Raw genomic sequence first — 19110 nt, forward strand, 5'->3', positions numbered from 1 at the left:
TGTAAGCTTTGCTTATTAATTTTTTGTGCTACTAGCCAATTTGATATTTTTCAAATTGTTCATTTTTAAGTCCTCCAGGACATTCACCGCTTCTTCCACGTAAACATCCTTCGCCAAGCTTTTATGCCATCTATCCCTTTTCTCCCGTAAGACGGAATCCTGGGTAAAGAGTTCCTGTTCGTACTTCAAGGACTCGAAAGTCAATTTTGAATCATAGTCGGATAGATTCTTGAAGTAATCGGACTGCTCCTTATCCTTTTCCTTCTCCTCTTTATAAGTAATGTAATTCAAGGAGATTTCGGTTTCGTCCTGTTCGGATTTCAACCATTTGGCATTTTCCTCTATCAACTTTATCTGTGGATTGCTCGCCATTCGCTTTTTAGACTTGGCCACGGTTTGTTCATAATCCAAATATCCGTTCCAAACCTCATAATCGGCCGGTGTGATTTTATCCCATTTTAGAGGATTTGCCTGATCGCGTTCCCCAAGGTCGATGTAACTGTACTTATCCGGAACAACTACGTCACTCTTCACACCTTCCAACTGGGTAGAACCTCCATTGATCCTATAAAACTTTTGGGTGGTCAATTTAATGGCTCCCAAATCCCCGTGTTCATTGCTTCGAACGATATTGTCCAAGGGAATTACGTTCTGTACGGTTCCTTTTCCAAAGGTTTGCTTGCTACCTATTACAATGCCTCTTTTGTAGTCCTGCATGGCGGCGGCCAATATTTCAGATGCTGATGCGGACAGTTCGTTTACCAATATTACCAAAGGGCCGTCCCACTGGATTCGCTCATCATTATCGTCATACACTTCTTTTTGCTTGTTGCCCGATCTTACCTGTACAATGGGTCCGTCCTTTATAAACAGACCGGCCATTTCAACCACCGTTTTTAGAGATCCTCCTCCGTTATCCCTAAGATCTAGAATTAGGCCTTCTGCACCTTCTTCCTTGAGACGCTCTACTTCCTTGGCAACATCCGTAGCCGCATTCCTTTCGTTATAATCCTCAAAGTCCACATAGAATTTGGGAAGGTTGATAATCCCGAATTTTTGATCTCCTCGAATTATGTTTGCCGATTTTGCATAGGACTCCTCCAGTTCAACAACATCCCTTGTCAAGGATATTTCCTCCAAAGATCCATCCACTTTTCTCACCGTTAGATCTACAATGGTTCCCTGTGGGCCCTTTATCAATTTAATGGCATCATCCAAGCGCATTCCAACAATGTTGATAGGCTCTTCCCCGTTCTGTCCTACTTTGATGATCTCATCACCAACCTCCAAACGCTGGTCTCTCCAAACGGGTCCGCCAGAAATAATTTCGACTATTTTGGCACCTTCCGGCTTTTTCTGAAGCCTGGCACCGATTCCCTCAAATTTCCCGGACATGTTCATGTCGAATTTCTCCTTATCGTCCGGTGCAAAATAAAACGTATGGGGGTCGAACTCGTCTACTATAGTATTTATATACTGTACGAACCAGTCCTTGCGCTCCAAATCATCCACAAAATCGAAAAACTCGTCCAAGGTGGCCTCGGTAGATTTTCTGGATTCGATTTCTGCCTCCTCAGGGGTATGTGCACTATGATCGTGGTCATCGGTCGAAGCCTCGTCGGCTGGCTTCTCGGCATGTGAAATCTTGGAATCGTATGTTCCAAGAGTGGCATATTTTAATTGTTTTCTCCAACGCTCCTTCAATTCTTCCTTATTGGAAGCAAAGGGTTCATCCTCGTACTTGATACTGATGCTTTCGTTTTGGGTATAATCGAATGGCTGCTTCAGCACCTCCTTATAAATTTCCTTGGCGTCGCCCATTCTTTTTATCAATCTTTCATACACCAAATTGAAAAAGGAAATATCCGTATTCTTGATTTGATCGTCGATTTGAAATTTATACTGTTCAAAATCGGCTATGTCCGAAGCCAAAAAATAACGTTTGGTGGGATCCAACACATCGATGAAATCTTCAAATACACTTACAGAAAAATCATCGTTAATGTCCTTTGGCTCATAATGGCCTTTTTCCAGAACGTATGTAATCAGATCTAATAACAGTTTGTCCTTGTCGTCATTCTCAAATGACTTATTAGTAAAACTACAAGAGGCAACCGCCACTAGCATAACCGTAAGAACATAGGCTAAATTTCTTTTCATAAAAATATTTTTAAATCTGTTTTTCAAAACCTTTTGAATTTGAAGATTATATGGACAAGTTTTGTATCGAAATCCTCTAAGATAAAGAAAAAACCATGCCAATTGGGGGACTGGGAATTAATTTTTTGTTAAACGGGCCCATCGGCAAATCCTATTTAAAAACGTATTTTTGCCCCGAAAAGTATGTGCCATGGGAAAACCTTTGATATTGGTAACCAATGATGACGGAATAACGGCTCCCGGGCTTCGTGCTTTGGTCTCCTACATGAAGGAGATAGGGGACGTTGTGGTGGTCGCCCCGGATAGTCCACAATCCGGCATGGGGCATGCCATTACCTTGGACAGTACCCTATATTCGAAAAAAATGCAGGTGGACCTTAGCCATACGGGTACTGAGGAATATAGTTGTAGTGGTACACCGGCTGATTGCGTTAAATTGGGCCTTCAGGAACTTTTGGGGCATAAACCCGATATCTGTGTCAGTGGTATCAACCACGGATCTAATTCTTCCATAAACGTTATCTATTCCGGTACCATGAGTGCCGCCATAGAGGCAGGAATAGAGGGAGTGCCCGCCATAGGTTTTTCCTTGTGCGACTATAATTGGGAGGCGGACTTCGCCCCTTCGGAGAAATACGTTAAGAAAATTGTAGGCGAGGCGTTAAAGTGCGGTATACCAAAAGGAGTGGTACTCAATGTGAACATCCCCAAATTAGCAAAGAAGGAGATCAAGGGAATAAAGGTCTGTAGACAGGCAAAAGCAAATTGGAAAGAGAAGTTCGATAAAAGAACGAACCCTATGGGCAAGGACTACTATTGGTTGACGGGCGAATTCGAACTATTGGACAAAGGCGAGGATACGGACGAATGGGCGTTGGCGAACGGGTACATTTCAGTAGTTCCAACACAGTTCGATCTAACGGCCCATCATGCGATGCAGGACATTAATAATTGGAATCTGAAATGAACATAAAAAAGGAGCTTATCATTGGATTTTTAGTCGGTATCATTGCAAATACCCTTGGAACCTTGGCTTATATTGTTTTATTTTCTGACCTTAGTATTTCAGAAACATATCAGGCGGCTGTTTCCCAAGGTCATGTGGGCAGTCTATTGGCCCTAGGTGCGATTTTAAACCTGATCGCCTTCTTCGGGTTTTTAAGGATCAAGAGGGACAACCGCGCCAAGGGCGTGCTTATTGCCACTATTTTGACCGCTTTGTTAATCCTGTACTACAAAGTTTTCTAGCATGCGGTACTATATCATAGCGGGAGAGGCCTCCGGAGACCTGCACGGTTCCAACCTCATCAAGGCCATTAGAACCGAAGATCCGGATGCGCAGGTACGTTGTTGGGGCGGTGATTTAATGCAACAGGCCGGCGGAACCCTGGTAAAGCATTACAAGGAAATGGCCTTTATGGGTTTTCTTGAGGTAGTGATGAACCTACGTTCCATTTTTAAAAATATCAATTTTTGCAAAGCCGATATTGAAAGTTTCCAGCCCAATATCCTCGTTTTTATAGATTATTCTGGTTTTAACCTACGGATTGCCAAATGGGCCAAGGAACATGGTTACAGGACCAACTACTATATTTCCCCACAGATTTGGGCCTCAAGGGAAGGCAGGATCGAAAAAATAAAAAGGGATATCGATGCCATGCATGTCATACTTCCCTTTGAAAAGGAGTTTTACGAAAAAAAACATGGCTATCCCGTAAATTTTGTTGGGCACCCATTGATCGATGCCATTTCCGATCGGCCGGAACTGGACGAAGCAAAATTTAGAAAATCTTCTGATATCGATCAAGGTAAACCCGTAATAGCTTTGTTACCGGGAAGTCGAAAACAGGAAGTACAAAAAATGCTTTCCGTGATGCTGTCCATTACAAAGGACTTTCCCGGCTACGAATTCGTAATCGCGGGCGCTCCCAGTATGGAACCCGAATTTTACGTACCCTTTTTAGAAGGCAACAATTTAAAAATGGTAAAAAACAGTACCTACGACCTGCTTTCCATAGCATCGGCTGCATTGGTCACCAGTGGAACGGCCACCTTGGAAACGGCGCTTTTTGGGGTGCCCCAAGTGGTTTGCTACAAAGCCAATTGGATTTCCTACCAAATTGCAAAAAGGATTATCACATTAAAATATATCTCCCTTGTTAACCTTATCATGAACAAGGAAGTCGTTACAGAATTGATTCAAAACGACTTAAATACCGTAAGACTCAGAAAAGAATTATCGGCCATATTGACCGGAACAAAACGGGAGGAAATCCTAAAGGATTACAAAGACCTTAAGCAAAAATTGGGCGGGATCGGTGCCAGCAAGAAAGCCGCACAGGCCATAGTGGCGAACGCCAAATCCTAGTGCAAACCAGTCCGTTACAAAATAATTCTCTAATTTTGATGTTCAAGTAAAAGATGCTACTTGAAATCCATGCGCTACTTCTCCACCTCATTGCTACTTATTTTATTGGCCAGTTGCGGCAGTTCCAAAAAAAAGGCGACCCCAAACGAACGTACCATATCCGTTGCTGCGGCGTATGAGGCCCGAAGAAACGGTACCGAAATTAAAGAGGAGGACAATCCAAAAGCTTACTATCCTATTGAAACTCCAAAGGGTAATGCTTCCAAAGCCGATAATATCATCAATACCGCATTGACATTTTCCGGTGTGCGATACAAATATGGCGGAACCACCCGAAAAGGTATGGACTGCTCCGGACTTTTATATGTTTCCTTCAGCGAACATGATGTGGAGCTGCCAAGAACCTCAAGCCGTATGGCCGAAAGAGGTACGAGAATCCGGGTGAAGGATATTGAAAAAGGTGATTTGCTTTTTTTCAAGACTACCCGTGGTTCCAAACGGATCAACCATGTGGGTATGGTGGTAACCGTTGAAAATGACGAAATAAAATTCATCCACGCATCCTCCTCTAGGGGTGTGACCATTTCTTCACTGCGGGACGGTTTTTGGAACCAAGCCTTTGTAAAGGCCACCAGAATTTTATAACATGAGATTGTTGGCGTTTGTCCCGATCAAGGGTACGCTACTGCTGATTCTAGGCATTCTTATTGGATTTTTCTTTCCCCTACCCTTGGAATATTGCTTCGGTATTTTGTTGGTAAGCTTTGCCATTTTGGGGTATTTGTTCATTCGAAAGGATACTAAAGGTTCGAGATTCGAAATTATGGCAGGGGTATCCGTCATACTACTCGGCATGTTTTCCTACGTGCAATACCAGCCGATTCACTACGACCATCATTTTAGTAAGATTACCACGACCGATACTTCGCAACTTCATCTAAAAATACGGGAGACCTTAAAACCGAACGCCTATTCCCAGAACTACATAGCATCGGTTTTGACGGTAGACAATAAGAAATCCGTAGGGCAACTACTGGTAAATCAGCCACTGGACAGTGCTTCAAAGCTCTTAACGGTAGACCAAGAATTGGTAGTGCGGTCCACTATATCGGAAATGCATCCGCCCGTAAATCCACATCAGTTCGACTTTAAAAAGTACATGGAGCGAAACGGCGTGTATCATTCCTTGAAGCTTTCGGATGAAGACTTTGTCAGCTTACCTCATCCATCCAGGACCTTGATAGGTTATGCACAAGAAATCCGAAGCGATATCATCCAAAAACTGAAAAAGGAAAATTTTGGCACCGAGCAACTTTCGATTATCCAAGCACTGCTTTTGGGCGAACGTGCCAATATTTCAGAGGAAACATACTCCAACTATGTGGACGCCGGGGCCGTACACATTTTGGCCGTCTCCGGACTTCATGTGGGCATTTTGTTACTGCTCATTCAATTTCTTCTAAAACCGATGCATAGCATCCCTCACGGCAAAAAAATAAGTCTACTGCTTACGGTTTTATTTCTTTGGGCGTTTGCGTTTATTGCGGGGCTTTCACCCTCTATTATACGCGCATGCGCCATGTTCACGTTTGTGGCCTATGCCATGTACCTGAACAGGCCCTCGAACAGTTTCAACATTCTGGCCCTGTCCATGTTCTTTATTTTGTTGGTTATTAATCCAAACCTGCTGTTCCAGGTCGGTTTTCAAATGAGCTATGCCGCCGTATTCGCCATTATATGGATATTTCCACTTTTACAGCGCCGGTGGTATCCAAAGAACAGAACTTTGCGGTATCTATGGCAATTATTGTCCGTAAGTATCGCCGCCCAATTGGGGGTATTGCCTATAAGCCTATTCTACTTTCACCAGTTCCCGGGCTTGTTCTTTGTCGCAAATTTATTGATCGTTCCTTTTTTAGGAGTCATATTGGGGATGGGAATCTGTATCATTTTCCTGTCGCTTTTGGACATTGCCCCAAGTCCATTGATTTCGGTTTACAATATGATTATTGGTCTCATGAACCGAATCGTTGGCTGGATTGCCGATCAGGAAACCTTTGTTTTTAAATCCATTTCCTTTGACAGTGTACAACTGCTCTTGGGATACCTTCTTATCGGCTACCTGCTATATGCTTTCTCCAAAACAAACTATAAACACCTTATGTTGTTCTTGGGTTTCCTTTTGATGTTCCAAGGATATACATTGTATCAGGAATATGAATCTGACAACTTACAGGAAATCCTCCTACTGCATCAGATAAAAAATTCGGTGTTACTGGATAGGAAGGGAAAAAACCTGCATGTGTTCACCACGGACACTACCAATGCGAAACGGTTGATAGCAAATTACGGGGTACAAGAGCGCATAACCGAAACCGATTACTTTCCCATTAAAAATAGCTACCTTATCAATGGGACTTCCTTACAAATAATCGATAGCTCGGGCGTTTATCTGCCAATGGATTCCAGTTTTAAAATTCTACTGACGGTGTCGCCCAAAATAAACTTGGAACGCCTCATTTTGGAAACCAAGCCAACTGAAATAATTGCAGATGGAAGCAATTACCCAAGTTTCATCGTATCCTGGAAAGCGACCTGTAAAAAATACGATATCCCATTCCACTATACAGGTGAAATGGGATATTACGCTTTTGATATTAAATAGGCTTAATTTACATCGCCCATCCATTTTTTGATAAAGGGTCCGGCTACCAAGAAAATAATTCCCGCACCAACGGAAACCCAAACGACGTTCAAGAAAATATTAGGCATTTCAAGGACATTTGCAGGATCAAAATTACCGCCTATCAATCCGGCGATTAAATTGCCCAGGGCCGCCCCAACAAACCAAATTCCCATCATTTGGCCCAAGTATTTGGCCGGGGACAACTTGCTTGTTGCACTCAGACCAACAGGACTAATGGTCAACTCTCCAATGGAGTGCAGAAAATAGGTGAGAATCAAAGCGAACATTCCAGCCTTGGTACCACTTGCCGCAACATTGGCGGCACCAACCATCACCCAGAAACCGGCACCTAATAAAATAAGTCCAACAGCGAACTTTAAGGGGGTTCTTATATTTATATTCCTTGCTGCCAGTTTTACCCATAATGCCCCTATGATGGGTGCAAAAATTATTATAAAGGCGGAATTAACGGATTGCAACATCCCCGCAGGCATTTCCCAACCTCCTATAAACCTGTCGGTGAAGTCCCTAGCGAACAAATTCAAAGAAGAAGCCGCCTGTTCAAAACCGGACCAAAATATAGCTATCCCTACAAAAAGTATAAAAATAACCCCCACCTGTTTCTTCTCGATAGTGTTCAAACCCCCATTGAACAAAATGTTTATGAAGTAACCCATGGTTATCAAAACGATGATTAGACCAAGTGCCTGTGCAATGCCCGTAGCTGTTGTCACATCAATATAACCTAAGAACTGCAACAGAAAAAGGGAAATCAAGACTATCGCAATAATTAAAATGGATATTGAGGTATTGGAGGATGTTTTTTCTACTCCTGCAGATTTGACTTTGGGTTCAACGCCAATGTCGGCCAAATACTTTGGGGAGTATACCTTAAAGGCAATCAATCCAAACAACATACCAACAGCGGCAAGTCCAAAGCCAAGATGCCAGTTATACTCTGCCAATAATGGCACAAAAATCTGACCTAAGAAAGAACCCAAGTTTATTCCCATATAGAATATGGAAAATCCTGCGTCCCTTTTTGCACCACTGTCCTTTGAGTATAATTCCCCAACCAACGTACTGATATTTCCTTTCAACAACCCGGTTCCCAAAGCTACAAAGGCCAATCCCGTAAAAAATATTATGGGAGAACCTGGGATGGCCAAAATTAGATGGCCAATCATGATCAGGACACCGCCATAGAAAACGGCTTTTCGTTGCCCGAAAATGTTATCGGCCAACCACCCACCGGGTAAGGTCATCAAATAAACAGATGCGGTATAAAGGCCGTATACTGCGCCCGCAGTTTCTGTGGTCAACCCCAAACCTTCATATGCTACGTCCGTAGTCATAAAAAGTATCAAAATGGCACGCATACCATAATAGCTGAAACGTTCCCACATTTCTGCGGTAAAAAGCACATACAATCCTTTTGGATGTTTGAAGCTATCCTTGCTGGGTTTTGAAGTAATATCCATAGTTCTTGGTTTGGTTTATAGGTTGATTATAAATGTTCCTTTACAAAATTGGTCATCTTGTTAAATAAATGTATTCTGGTATTACCCCCATAAATACCGTGGTTCTTATCTGGATAAATCGCCCATTCAAATTGTTTGTTGGCCTGCACCAGCGCTTCTATCATCCGCATGGTATTCTGCACATGAACGTTGTCATCGCCTGAACCATGTATCAATAAGAAATCCCCTTTTAAAAGTTCAGGATAATTAAAGGGCGAGTTATCGTCATATCCACTAGGGTTTTCCTCTGGGGTCCTCATAAAACGCTCTGTATAGATGGTGTCATAGAAACGCCATGAAGTCACCGGTGCAACGGCAATGGCCATTTCAAAGGTGTCATTTCCCTTAAGCAGGGAATTGGTTGCCATGTGTCCGCCAAAACTCCACCCCCAAATACCCGTTCTTGCTGCATCGATATACGGCCTTTCACTTAATTTTTTGGCTGCTGCAATCTGATCTTCGGTCTCGTACTTTACCAAATTCAAATACGTGGTCTTTTTAAAATCCCTTCCCCTGAATCCGGTACCTCGGCCGTCCACACAGGCAACGATATAACCTTCTGCAACCAGCACCTGATGCCAATAATCCCTGGCACTATACCATGTATTGCTCACACTTTGGGAGCCGGGACCGCTATATTGGTACATCAACAAGGGATATTTTTTGGAGGCATCAAAATCCTGCGGCTTGATGATGTACATATTCAAATCGTTACCATTGATATTGATAGTGGAAAACTCCCTTGGATTCAAAACATAGCCTTCCATCTTTTCCAAAAGCGCGGTATTATCCTTAATGTCCTTAAGTTTTTTACCCGATAAGGCCTTGTGCAGGGTGTAGACGGGAGGTGTGGTAGCGTTGGAAAACGTGTTGATGAAGTAACTGAAGTCGGCACTAAAGGATGCGCTATTGGTCCCTTCGGCAATGGCCAAATCCCGCTTATTTTTCCCATCGCTCTCCACACTGTAAACGCCCCTGTTTATAGCTCCATTTTCGGTGGATTGATAATATACCTTGTCCTCGTTTTGGTCGTAGCCATAGTAACGGGTAACTTCCCATTGGCCTTTGGTGATTTGGTTCATCAGTTCCCCATTAGAATTGTACAAATAAATATGGTTCCAACCGTCCTTCTCGCTCGTCCAAATAAAACTGTCATCGGCCAAAAAAGTAAGGTCGTCCGTAATATCGACGTAGGCCTCATCCGTTTCCTGTAACAGTAATCGAACCGCTTTTGTATTGGCGTTCACCTCATGCAAGCGCAGGTCGTTTTGATGTCTGTTAATGGTCTGCACACTCAAATAATTGGGATTGTTCATCCATTTTATTCGAGGGATATAATAAGGATTGCCTAGATCAACCCCGGAAATTGTTCCACTGGCAACATCCAACAAATAAAGTCTAACGATGGCATTGTCCTCGCCGGCCTTTGGATACTTGAACACGTTTTGGGAAGGATATTTTTCGGTACCATATAGGTCCATGGAAAATTCCGGCACCTTGGTCTCGTCAAACCTTAAAAAAGCGATCTTGGTCCCGTTACTGTTCCATGCAAAGGCACGCACGAAGGCAAATTCCTCCTCATAGACCCAATCCGTTATACCATTGATAATTTCATTCTTTTTGCCGTCCTTGGTAATTTGTTGGGTGTTCCCTGTCGTCAGGTCCATCACATACAGGTTGTTATCCCTAACATAGGCCACCTTTTCACCGTTGGGCGACAAGGCAGGTTCCTGAATTTTCATTTCATCGATCTTTACCAGCTCCTTGGTTTTGATATCAAGGACATAGAAAATCCCCAATGTGGACCTTCTAAAAATCGATTCCACTTCCGTGGCCAATAACACCTTTGACTCGTCATTGCTGAATTCATAGGATGAAAAGTAGGGGACACCTTCCAAAGCATCCGAGGAAACGATGGTTTCAACTTTTTCCAAGGTTTTATAATCGTATTTGTCTATTGTAGAAACCTTTCTGGCAGGGTCAAAGTTCAGCACGGTATATTGTCTGCCATTGTTCATGGAGCGAAGCACATCAAGGCCTTGGGTACTAAAGGCCCCGGAGTAAATTTCGGCTACCGTGATTTTTTTTTGTTGGGCGATAACTACCGATTGAAAACCAATCAAGAAAAGTACCAGCACGTAAAATTTTCGCATGAAATGATGAAATTTGTTAAATTCTCCAAGTTTACCACTAATTCTCTAAAAAACCTCGGAATCCATTCAAAAAGACCTGATTTTTAACGATGCTTTCACGTTGGTTTGCATTAGGTCCATTATGATTATCTTTACCCTAGAAACTACCGTTTCACGGCCTGGTTTAAACTAAAAAAGTTACCCGATTTACCCAAGAAACCCTAGAGAATGAAGAAGCCCATTGCAGGTTTTTCCAAGCTATCCAAATCAGAAAAAATCGAATGGATTGCCGCCAACTATACCCAAAATCCCCAGGAATCAAAAAAAATCCTAGAATCCTACTGGAATTCGGATTCACGGTTGCAGCAACTCCATGACGAGTTTATAGAAAATACCATCAGTAATTTTTATATGCCGATGGGCATTGCCCCAAATTTCCTGATCAACGATAGGCTTTACGCCATTCCCATGGCCATTGAGGAAAGCTCCGTAGTTGCCGCCGCCAGTAAGGCGGCCAAATTTTGGGAGGGCCGGGGAGGTTTTAGGACCACCGTCTTGGGTACGGAAAAAGTGGGCCAGGTACATTTCATATACCATGGGAGTACGCCCAAACTACTGGATTTCTTCAAAAATATTAAACCAACGTTGTTGTCCGAAGCCGAACATTTGACCCAAAGCATGCAAAAGCGAGGAGGCGGAATCAAGGACATTGTTCTAAAGGACAAAACTGGCGAGCTTTCTAATTACTATCAACTGCATTGTACGTTTGAGACCCAAGATGCCATGGGCGCGAACTTTATCAATAGTTGTTTGGAACAGTTTGCCGAAACACTTAAAAAAGAGGCCTTGGCACATCCCGATTTTTCGGAGCAGGAAAAACAGTTGGAGGTCGTAATGAGTATTTTGTCCAACTATGTGCCCAATTGCCTGGTAAAGGCCGAAGTGCGTTGTCCCATTGACCAATTGGACCTTACCCAGGATATATCGCCCAGGGATTTCGCCGAAAAAATGGTGCGTGCCGTGGAAATTGCTAAAGTTGAGCCGTACAGGGCCGTAACCCATAATAAGGGTATCATGAATGGAATCGATGCCGTTGTATTGGCCACGGGTAACGATTTTAGGGCCATTGAGGCCGGCGCACATGCCTATGCCGCCAAGGACGGAACTTACAGCAGCTTGACGCATGCCAAGATCGAGGGTGACCTATTCTCTTTCTGGATAGAGATTCCGCTTGCGGTAGGCACCGTTGGCGGACTCACAAAGCTGCATCCATTGGTGAAACTCAATCTGGAGATACTACAGCAACCTTCGGCTGTAGAGTTAATGCAGATCATGGCCGTGGCGGGTCTTGCACAGAACTTTGCGGCGGTAAGCTCCTTGGTTACCACCGGGATTCAAAAAGGCCATATGAAAATGCATTTGATGAATATCCTGAACCAACATAACGCGACCGACAAAGAAAAAGAAGCCATCTTAGCTCATTTCAAAACCCATACGGTAACCCATAGGGGTGTTTTGAATTCCCTTGAAAACCTACGAAAATAGATGACCGAGTTTTACAGCAACGGAAAATTGTTGCTTACGGGCGAGTATGCCATTTTGGATGGTGCAAACGGACTTGCAATACCTACCAAATTTGGTCAATATTTATCCGTAAAAAACGCGACTACGGGCCAAATCAACTGGCAAAGCCTGACAGACAAAAACATCCCATGGTTTACTGTGGACCTATCCTTAAAAGATTTCAGCCTTCTCGCCACCTCCGACGTACAATTCGCCGAAAGATTAATCTCCATTTTAAGGGAAACCAAAGCTTTGAATCCTTCCTTTTTGGATGCATGTAAGGGCGTTTATGTCGACACGAAATTGACCTTCCCCAAAGATTGGGGCCTAGGATCCTCATCTACCCTCATCAATAACATTTCCCAATGGGCACAAGTGGATCCCTATAAACTTCTGGAAGCTACTTTTGGCGGCAGTGGATACGATATTGCGTGTGCCCAGAACGACACTCCCATCGTTTATCATAAAATTGGGGGCAATCCTAAAGTAGAAAAGGTAAATTTTGACCCAGTTTTTAAAAACCGACTTTTCTTTATTTATTTAAACAAGAAACAGAATAGCAGGGATGCTATTAAGGCTTATCGTCAATTAAATATTGATAAAAATGAGCTTATTACCCAAATAAACGGTCTTACCACTCAACTTATAGCGGCTAAAGATCTTGGAAAATTTGAAACTGTAATAAATAGGCATGAGCATTTACTTTCCAAAACTTTAAAAGTCGAAACGATTAAAAACCAACTTTTTCCCGACTATCAAGGCTGTATCAAAAGCCTGGGAGCTTGGGGCGGAGATTTTATTTTGGCAACCGGAACTATGGACGATATGCAATATTTCCGCCAAAAGGGATACGATACCATACTACCCTATTCCAGCATGGTTTTATAAAAAAAGCCCTCCAAGTGGAAGGCATTAAATTTTATAGATACGAACTATTAATAAAAGGTAGCTCTTTTATCCTCAATTTCAGAGGACTCCTTTAGGGCATTGTACACATCAGAATTCACCCTATTGGCCGAATTGGTCTTTAAGGTATTCGCATATGTAGCATAGTTGTCCAATTTAGGGGCCTCGGTTTTCTTGATTACCTCAATTTTAAAAATACCTGTGTTACCTTCCAAAAGACCTGAAGTTTCGCCTTCTTTCATTCCGTAGGCAGTACCCACGATTACCGGTTCGCTACCCGCACCAGGAATAGTAGGCGACTTTACGGTTAGGGCACTTGCCGTGGAAACCGTTGTATTGTTGTCTGAAGCAATGGCATTCATGTCCTTACCTTGGTTAGCGGCCATGATTTGCGCTGCTTTTCTTTCCTTTCTAATAATAGGAAGTACGGTGGCCGAAGCATCCTCGGCACTCATTAGTCCTTCTTTGTATATGCCCGTTAATTGTACTATGGCATAACCATCGTTGATATTGAATCGTTTGATGTCACCAACTTCGGTATCTTCATTAAAGGCCCACTGAACAATAGCTCTTTGGGCGCCCAAACCTGGAAGGTTCTCGTCCAGTTGTTTTATTTTGTTTACGGGACGAACCAAATACTCGCTTTTCTGTGCTATTACGGAGAATGCGCTTTCATCGGCAATTGTTTCCATTTCAAACTTGGTAGCATCGGTAAACAACTTATTGGTCGTTTCTTCGGATGCCGTTACCTCTCTGGACAAGGTGGCGATTTGAACCAAATCTTCCTTATCATCGACTTTTATAACATGGAAACCAAAATCGGTCTCCACCATCCCAATAGTTCCAACGTCATTCCCAAAGGCAAAATCGTTGAAAGCTGGCACCATGGTTCCTTGTTGGAAATATCCCAAATCACCACCGTTGGGTGCAGATGGGCCATCAGAGTTATCCCTAGCCAATTCAGCGAATACCACTCCGGATTTTTTTGCCTCTGCCAATAAACGCGTTGCTTCCTTTTCTGCCTCTTCCTTAGTTCTGGTAACTTCTGGATTGGCTCTTGTGGCACCTTCATAGGCAATCAAAATATGACTAGCCTTTACGGAGCCATTGGGCCTTCTACCCATCATTTTAGAAACCTTATAGGAACCGGCATCTTTGTAAGGCCCGTAAATTTCACCCACATTTAAGGTCATTAAGGTATCGGCCACACTGGAAGGCAGGTTCTTTTTCGCTTTATAAATGGTATCGAATTTGATATCGGAATTCCTGTCCAGGAAAGCCTCCATATCCTGGGTATTTCGAAAACCTGCAATGGTATCGTTCTTATCGGTCTGTGCATTGTACTCTACAGTATCATCCAACAACTTGGTAATCGCTTCCTTCACGGCCAAATCATCCTCATCCGAGGGTTTTTCACTAAAATAAACAAATTGGATATCACGGGCAGGGTCCTGTTTAAAATCATCCTTATGTTCGTTCACATAGGCCGAAATCTCGCTCTTGGTTACCGTTATAGTACTGTCCGGAATTGAGGAATACGGAACCCTCACATACCGAATATCCATTTTCTCGTTGGCCAATTTATAATCCAGTTCCCCTTCCTTTAAAGTAGCGCCCACACCTGCCTTGATAAGGTCAAAGTATGTTTGCTCCTTTGCCATTTGAACGATTTCCTTTTCGGTCTGTAACCAAAAATCGTACTGGGCCGGGTTGTTGTTCTTCCAATCCAATACCGTGGAGCGGAACCTGTTAGGATCAAAAACCCCGTTCTCGTTCTGAAACTCGGGATTTTGGGCGTATCCGGTAGTTCTTAAAAAATCTACGATTTGGTCCTGCTCGATGCCGATTCCCAAATCCTCAAATTGTTCTTCCAAAATGCTCCTTCTTACCTCTTGATCCCAGACCTGGTTCATGGTCTGCATGGAAGAAACCGTTGGCCCCATTCTTTGGGAAGCCGTTTCCACCTTCTGCCTGAACTCGTCTATGGATATTTCCTTCCCATTGATTTCGGCTACGGAAGAACCTATTTTACCTCCGGCCCCAAAATTACTACTTGTAAATACCCCAGAAATCACAAAGGCGAATAGTGCCAGACCTATAATCAGTATCAATACCGTGGTACGCTTTCTAATGTTTTCTAAAACTGCCATCCTATCGAATCAAAAAGTTAAAATCAGTTGGCGAAATTACCATTTTTAATTGAAATAATAAAAACTAAAATGGCACGTAAAATATGGTTGCTTCGGCTCCCAATATTTTGATTTCCACCACTTGGAATATCCGAGTAAATCTGTTAATCCTCCTTTAAAAGTTCCAGGGAAACCAAATCTATTTTGGTGTTTGAAACCTCCAAAACGATGAACTTAAAATGATCGATCGTTATTTCCGAATCCTTTTCAGGAATTTCCCCAACTTGATGCACCAAAAGACCTCCCAAGGTCTCAAACTCATCACCAATGGGCAGTTCCAGTTTGTAGCTTTCGTTGATGTAGTCCACTTCCAATCGAGCCGAGAACAAATAGTTTCGTTCGTCGATTTGTTCCTCCTTCAGGTCGGTGGTATCATGCTCGTCCTCAATTTCCCCAAAAAGCTCCTCTACAATGTCCTCTACGGTCATTAGACCGGAAGTCCCTCCATACTCGTCCAAAACAACAGCTATACTTTTCCGCTTTTTGATCAGCACATTCAATATATCCTGAATGAGCATGGTTTCTGGAACAAATTCGACGGGAAGCAGAATACTCTTAATGGTCTTGGGCTTTTTGAATAGTTCATAGGAATGTACATAACCTATGACATTGTCAATAGTATCCTTGAAAACCAATATTTTGGAATAGCCGGTTTCCGTAAACAACTTGGCAAGATTTTTAGGCGTTTCATGTATTTCCACAGCGGTAATTTCAGTTCTGGGAACCATGACCTCACGGGCCTTGACCTCTGCAAACTCCAACGCATTTTGAAAAATTTGGATTTCGGAATCCACCTCATCGGCCTCTTCAACCGTTTCCATTTGCTCTGTTATATAATCTCCTAGTTCCAATTTGGTAAATGCCAACTGGACCTCATCACCGGAAGTGCGAAAGATGTATTTCAAAATGAAATCCGAAACATAGATTACAAAATCCGATACCAAACTAAATGCCAAATAAAACAGATAGGCAGGAATGGCAAGTAACTTCAATAAACTGTTCGCATAGATTTGAAACAGTACTTTGGGGAGAAACTCGGCCGTAATCAAAATAACCAAAGTTGAGATGATGGTTTGGGTCAATAAACTGAAATCCGTCAGAAAGACCCTAACGATTTCATTTTCAGGATGCATACCCAAAAACCAATTCATAAGCACTTCGCCCATAAAAAGACCATACACCACTAAGGCGATATTGTTACCAATTAGCATGGTCGCAATAAACTTGGAAGGTCTTTTGGTGAGCCTTGTCAATACCTTGGCGAGAAATCCGGCCTGTTTTTTCTCAATTTCAATATGGATTTTGTTCGCGGATACAAAAGCAATCTCCATTCCTGAGAAAAAGGCTGAAAAAACCAAACAAAGAACAATAATTACGATACTACTATCCACTACTGGTTCTGATTATCCTTTGCGCGCTGTTCAAATTTTTTGCGATAATTTCTTCGGAACAAGAACATCCCAATGGAAACAATCGCAAAAAAAATGAAAATATAGGCCATACTTCTATCAGTGTTCCAGTCCGAGTAAACCCTGTATATCGAAAAAACAGCTACTACAACGTATACGTATTCCGTATAACGTAAAATCTTAATCATCCTTTTCTTCTTTAATCAACATTAAACCGTAGGTTTTATGGGCATTTAAGAAGGTGAGGTCCTTTTTTATGTCCATCCCCTCGCCGTCCAAAACGGTACCATCCTCCGGATTTGTAAACTTAAACTTTTCCTGGGTAAAAGCCCACTCGTTTTCTTGGTCGTAGTACAACTGTGGGGCTTCCAACATTTTACCATCATGGCCCTTGATCACCACGTTTCCCTGAAGATCAATGACGTCCGTTGCCGTGAAATAAATACCTTGATCGGCCTGTATGGTCGTCCTTTCATTCCTCTCATTAAATATTTCCACCAAAACCCCTTCAGGAAAGGTCTGGTGTGGAAATTTCAAATTGTCAAAGTCATTGCGAAGAGGCCCGGAAATTACGGCCAACACCTTAGAACTCCCTGTATCCTCAGCACTCAGGTTTTCTGGAATTTCCGTATAGGTCAACACAAAATTCTTTGCGACACCCTGCGGAAAAATTTCCTTCTTGGCTTCTTCGCCAACCCGTTTGTAATTATCCTTGCATGAAAAAAAAAGCATTGCCATGGAAACCATGGCAATGCCCTTGAATATATCTACAAAATGTATTGTCATTTTATAATGAAGGTACCTTTACACTTCCTCCTACCCAACAAGAGAAAGATACCGATTGTCCTGCCATGCCGGCACTGAAAATCATCTCCTTGGTTGGTGCTTTTGCGTTGTAACTAGCCGCAGCCTGGCCGGCCCTTCCACTTAACGCAGGGTCTACCCTACCGGCCTGTCTGGCCATATCAGCTGCCTTCCAATAGATGGCACGCTTTTCAAATGGGGTGTTCCCACATTCGTTGGCACTACCAGCATACAAGCTTGCAATCAACAAATAAGCCCTACCGTTCGCCGGATTGGCATCAATTGCCTTTTGGGCGTAACTTCTTGCAGTGGATCTACTTGATTTAGTATAACTAGTCGCAATTTTGTAAGCGATATTCGACTTCTTTTTAGCATCCGTTTCCAGTTCCAATGCTTTGTTGTAATCCGCTACAGCACCATTGGTATCGCCACTTGACTTTTTCAAGGAACCTAAATATACATAGGTATCCGCTGATGGTGCGAGTTGTGCTTGTACCTCCACCAATTTTTTAAACATCGGGTCTTCCGTACATTCCTTATTATACATTCTTCCCACTGCAGCTTTTACCCACTTCACGTCACCTTTCTTTTCCTCAAAACTCTTTTCGTATAGGGGAATTAGGTTTTCACAATCTGCCAATTTTCCTAATTTAGAATCGATGCTCCCGGCAATTTTACCGTAGTTTTCTGAGTAGGAATTGTAAACTTTAAGAGACCTTTGCTCCTTTGAGGTCAACGTACCGGCCTCCTCCTTTGGAAGTAACTTAGCAATGTTATCCGTAAGCTTTTCGTTCTCCTCATCGATTTTTGCAGTTACGTCATCATATACGTCAAAAACCTCTTGAAGTTCCTTTTTACCTGCTTCGTGCAAATCCACTAAACTTGAGAAGTATAGATACAAAGCTTTTGGGTTGGTGAAATTCTCCCTATCCTTGCTGAAAGCTTCAGACAACATGCTGTACATTTTGGAATCGTCGGCCATTTTGTTATCATACATTACCATTGCCTTATCCACCATAGTTTCTCCAGGACTGGTCTTTGAGGAAAAGTGGACAAGCTTGTTGTCATAAAGCCCCATAAGCTCATTGATATACCCTTCCTTTTCAGCTCCGGTAGATTTTTCAATTTTATCGTTCAGGATGCGCTCACCATAGACATAGATCGCATTGTTCAACTGAGGACAGGTCTCATATGTCTTTTTCCATGGCTCATAAGCCGCATCATAATTTTTAACTTTTGCATGCTCTGAAAATATAGACAGGTTCGTCATACATTCAGGGTTTTGCGCCTGTGCATTACTTACTCCCATCATCCCAAGGAACACAATTGCCGCGAAGTAAAGTTTAGTTTTCATCGTTCTAATTTTAAAAGTG

General features: G+C 42.7%; 15 protein-coding genes. 7 read left to right on the forward strand and 8 right to left on the reverse strand.

The features are described 5' to 3' along the window. Nucleotides 1–15 precede the first annotated feature (15 nt). Nucleotides 16–2160, reverse strand: a complete 2145-nt coding sequence (locus PP181_RS08660; protein ID WP_272636768.1) for a carboxy terminal-processing peptidase — start codon at nucleotides 2158–2160, stop codon at nucleotides 16–18. A gap of 190 nt (nucleotides 2161–2350) precedes the next feature. On the opposite strand from PP181_RS08660, the gene surE reads away from it, so the two are divergent. The 5 genes from surE (at nucleotide 2351) to PP181_RS08685 (ending at nucleotide 7193) form a co-directional block, all read left to right on the forward strand. Further along, complete coding sequence (surE, locus tag PP181_RS08665; RefSeq protein ID WP_272636807.1) at nucleotides 2351–3127, forward strand: 5'/3'-nucleotidase SurE; 777 nt, start codon at nucleotides 2351–2353, stop codon at nucleotides 3125–3127. Next, entirely contained in the window at nucleotides 3124–3408 is a 285-nt protein-coding gene (locus PP181_RS08670) for a hypothetical protein (RefSeq protein ID WP_272636769.1), read from the forward strand. The genes surE and PP181_RS08670 overlap by 4 nt, the downstream gene beginning before the upstream one ends. A gap of 1 nt (nucleotide 3409) precedes the next feature. Continuing rightward, nucleotides 3410–4528: a lipid-A-disaccharide synthase gene (gene lpxB, locus PP181_RS08675; RefSeq protein WP_154918115.1), complete on the forward strand. Its 1119-nt coding sequence runs from the start codon at nucleotides 3410–3412 to the stop codon at nucleotides 4526–4528. Nucleotides 4529–4597: 69 nt separating this feature from the next. Continuing rightward, the gene (locus PP181_RS08680) at nucleotides 4598–5173 is read left to right on the forward strand and encodes a C40 family peptidase (protein WP_272636770.1); all 576 of its coding nucleotides are present in this window, start codon (nucleotides 4598–4600) and stop codon (nucleotides 5171–5173) included. Nucleotide 5174: 1 nt separating this feature from the next. After that, nucleotides 5175–7193 (forward strand): ComEC/Rec2 family competence protein, encoded by a 2019-nt coding sequence (locus tag PP181_RS08685; protein WP_272636771.1) that lies wholly within the window; start codon nucleotides 5175–5177, stop codon nucleotides 7191–7193. 2 nt (nucleotides 7194–7195) lie between these two features. On the opposite strand, the gene PP181_RS08690 is transcribed toward PP181_RS08685, so the two are convergent. Both PP181_RS08690 and PP181_RS08695 read right to left on the reverse strand, forming a co-directional pair. Beyond that, nucleotides 7196–8695, reverse strand: a complete 1500-nt coding sequence (locus tag PP181_RS08690; protein ID WP_272636772.1) for a peptide MFS transporter — start codon at nucleotides 8693–8695, stop codon at nucleotides 7196–7198. Nucleotides 8696–8721: 26 nt separating this feature from the next. After that, complete coding sequence (locus PP181_RS08695; RefSeq protein WP_272636773.1) at nucleotides 8722–10887, reverse strand: S9 family peptidase; 2166 nt, start codon at nucleotides 10885–10887, stop codon at nucleotides 8722–8724. 207 nt (nucleotides 10888–11094) lie between these two features. Here PP181_RS08695 and PP181_RS08700 point away from each other — a divergent pair, with 207 nt between their 5' ends. Together PP181_RS08700 and PP181_RS08705 are read left to right on the forward strand one after the other, a co-directional pair. Next, entirely contained in the window at nucleotides 11095–12411 is a 1317-nt protein-coding gene (locus PP181_RS08700) for a hydroxymethylglutaryl-CoA reductase, degradative (protein WP_272636774.1), read from the forward strand. Further along, nucleotides 12412–13317 carry a GYDIA family GHMP kinase gene (locus PP181_RS08705; protein WP_272636775.1) on the forward strand — a complete coding sequence of 302 codons (906 nt, stop codon included), beginning with the start codon at nucleotides 12412–12414 and terminating at the stop codon, nucleotides 13315–13317. Nucleotides 13318–13364: 47 nt separating this feature from the next. On the opposite strand, the gene PP181_RS08710 is transcribed toward PP181_RS08705, so the two are convergent. The 5 genes from PP181_RS08710 to PP181_RS08730 all read right to left on the reverse strand — a co-directional run bounded on the left by PP181_RS08710 (nucleotide 13365) and on the right by PP181_RS08730 (nucleotide 19091). After that, the gene (locus PP181_RS08710) at nucleotides 13365–15485 is read right to left on the reverse strand and encodes a peptidylprolyl isomerase (protein ID WP_272636776.1); all 2121 of its coding nucleotides are present in this window, start codon (nucleotides 15483–15485) and stop codon (nucleotides 13365–13367) included. 143 nt (nucleotides 15486–15628) lie between these two features. Then, entirely contained in the window at nucleotides 15629–16915 is a 1287-nt protein-coding gene (locus PP181_RS08715) for a hemolysin family protein (RefSeq protein WP_272636777.1), read from the reverse strand. Then, on the reverse strand, nucleotides 16915–17121 hold the full coding sequence (locus PP181_RS08720; protein WP_272636778.1) for a hypothetical protein: 207 nt from the start codon (nucleotides 17119–17121) through the stop codon (nucleotides 16915–16917). The genes PP181_RS08715 and PP181_RS08720 overlap by 1 nt, the downstream gene beginning before the upstream one ends. After that, nucleotides 17114–17719: an LPS export ABC transporter periplasmic protein LptC gene (gene lptC, locus PP181_RS08725; protein ID WP_272636779.1), complete on the reverse strand. Its 606-nt coding sequence runs from the start codon at nucleotides 17717–17719 to the stop codon at nucleotides 17114–17116. Before lptC ends, PP181_RS08720 begins: the two co-directional genes overlap by 8 nt. 1 nt (nucleotide 17720) lies before the next feature. Then, complete coding sequence (locus tag PP181_RS08730) at nucleotides 17721–19091, reverse strand: tetratricopeptide repeat protein (protein WP_138257082.1); 1371 nt, start codon at nucleotides 19089–19091, stop codon at nucleotides 17721–17723. Between the last annotated feature and the right edge of the window lie 19 nt (nucleotides 19092–19110).

This window comes from Maribacter sp. PR66 (genome assembly GCF_028464205.1).
GTDB classification, from domain to species: domain Bacteria; phylum Bacteroidota; class Bacteroidia; order Flavobacteriales; family Flavobacteriaceae; genus Maribacter; species Maribacter flavus.

Bases quoted from the DNA above. Each gene is read 5' to 3' on its own strand.
- PP181_RS08660 (WP_272636768.1), bottom strand. From the start codon at position 2,160: ATGAAAAGAAATTTAGCCTATGTTCTTACGGTTATGCTAGTGGCGGTT.
- surE (WP_272636807.1), top strand. From the start codon at position 2,351: ATGGGAAAACCTTTGATATTGGTAACCAATGATGACGGAATAACGGCT.
- PP181_RS08670 (WP_272636769.1), top strand. From the start codon at position 3,124: ATGAACATAAAAAAGGAGCTTATCATTGGATTTTTAGTCGGTATCATT.
- lpxB (WP_154918115.1), top strand. From the start codon at position 3,410: ATGCGGTACTATATCATAGCGGGAGAGGCCTCCGGAGACCTGCACGGT.
- PP181_RS08680 (WP_272636770.1), top strand. From the start codon at position 4,598: ATGCGCTACTTCTCCACCTCATTGCTACTTATTTTATTGGCCAGTTGC.
- PP181_RS08685 (WP_272636771.1), top strand. From the start codon at position 5,175: ATGAGATTGTTGGCGTTTGTCCCGATCAAGGGTACGCTACTGCTGATT.
- PP181_RS08690 (WP_272636772.1), bottom strand. From the start codon at position 8,695: ATGGATATTACTTCAAAACCCAGCAAGGATAGCTTCAAACATCCAAAA.
- PP181_RS08695 (WP_272636773.1), bottom strand. From the start codon at position 10,887: ATGCGAAAATTTTACGTGCTGGTACTTTTCTTGATTGGTTTTCAATCG.
- PP181_RS08700 (WP_272636774.1), top strand. From the start codon at position 11,095: ATGAAGAAGCCCATTGCAGGTTTTTCCAAGCTATCCAAATCAGAAAAA.
- PP181_RS08705 (WP_272636775.1), top strand. From the start codon at position 12,412: ATGACCGAGTTTTACAGCAACGGAAAATTGTTGCTTACGGGCGAGTAT.
- PP181_RS08710 (WP_272636776.1), bottom strand. From the start codon at position 15,485: ATGGCAGTTTTAGAAAACATTAGAAAGCGTACCACGGTATTGATACTG.
- PP181_RS08720 (WP_272636778.1), bottom strand. From the start codon at position 17,121: ATGATTAAGATTTTACGTTATACGGAATACGTATACGTTGTAGTAGCT.
- lptC (WP_272636779.1), bottom strand. From the start codon at position 17,719: ATGACAATACATTTTGTAGATATATTCAAGGGCATTGCCATGGTTTCC.
- PP181_RS08730 (WP_138257082.1), bottom strand. From the start codon at position 19,091: ATGAAAACTAAACTTTACTTCGCGGCAATTGTGTTCCTTGGGATGATG.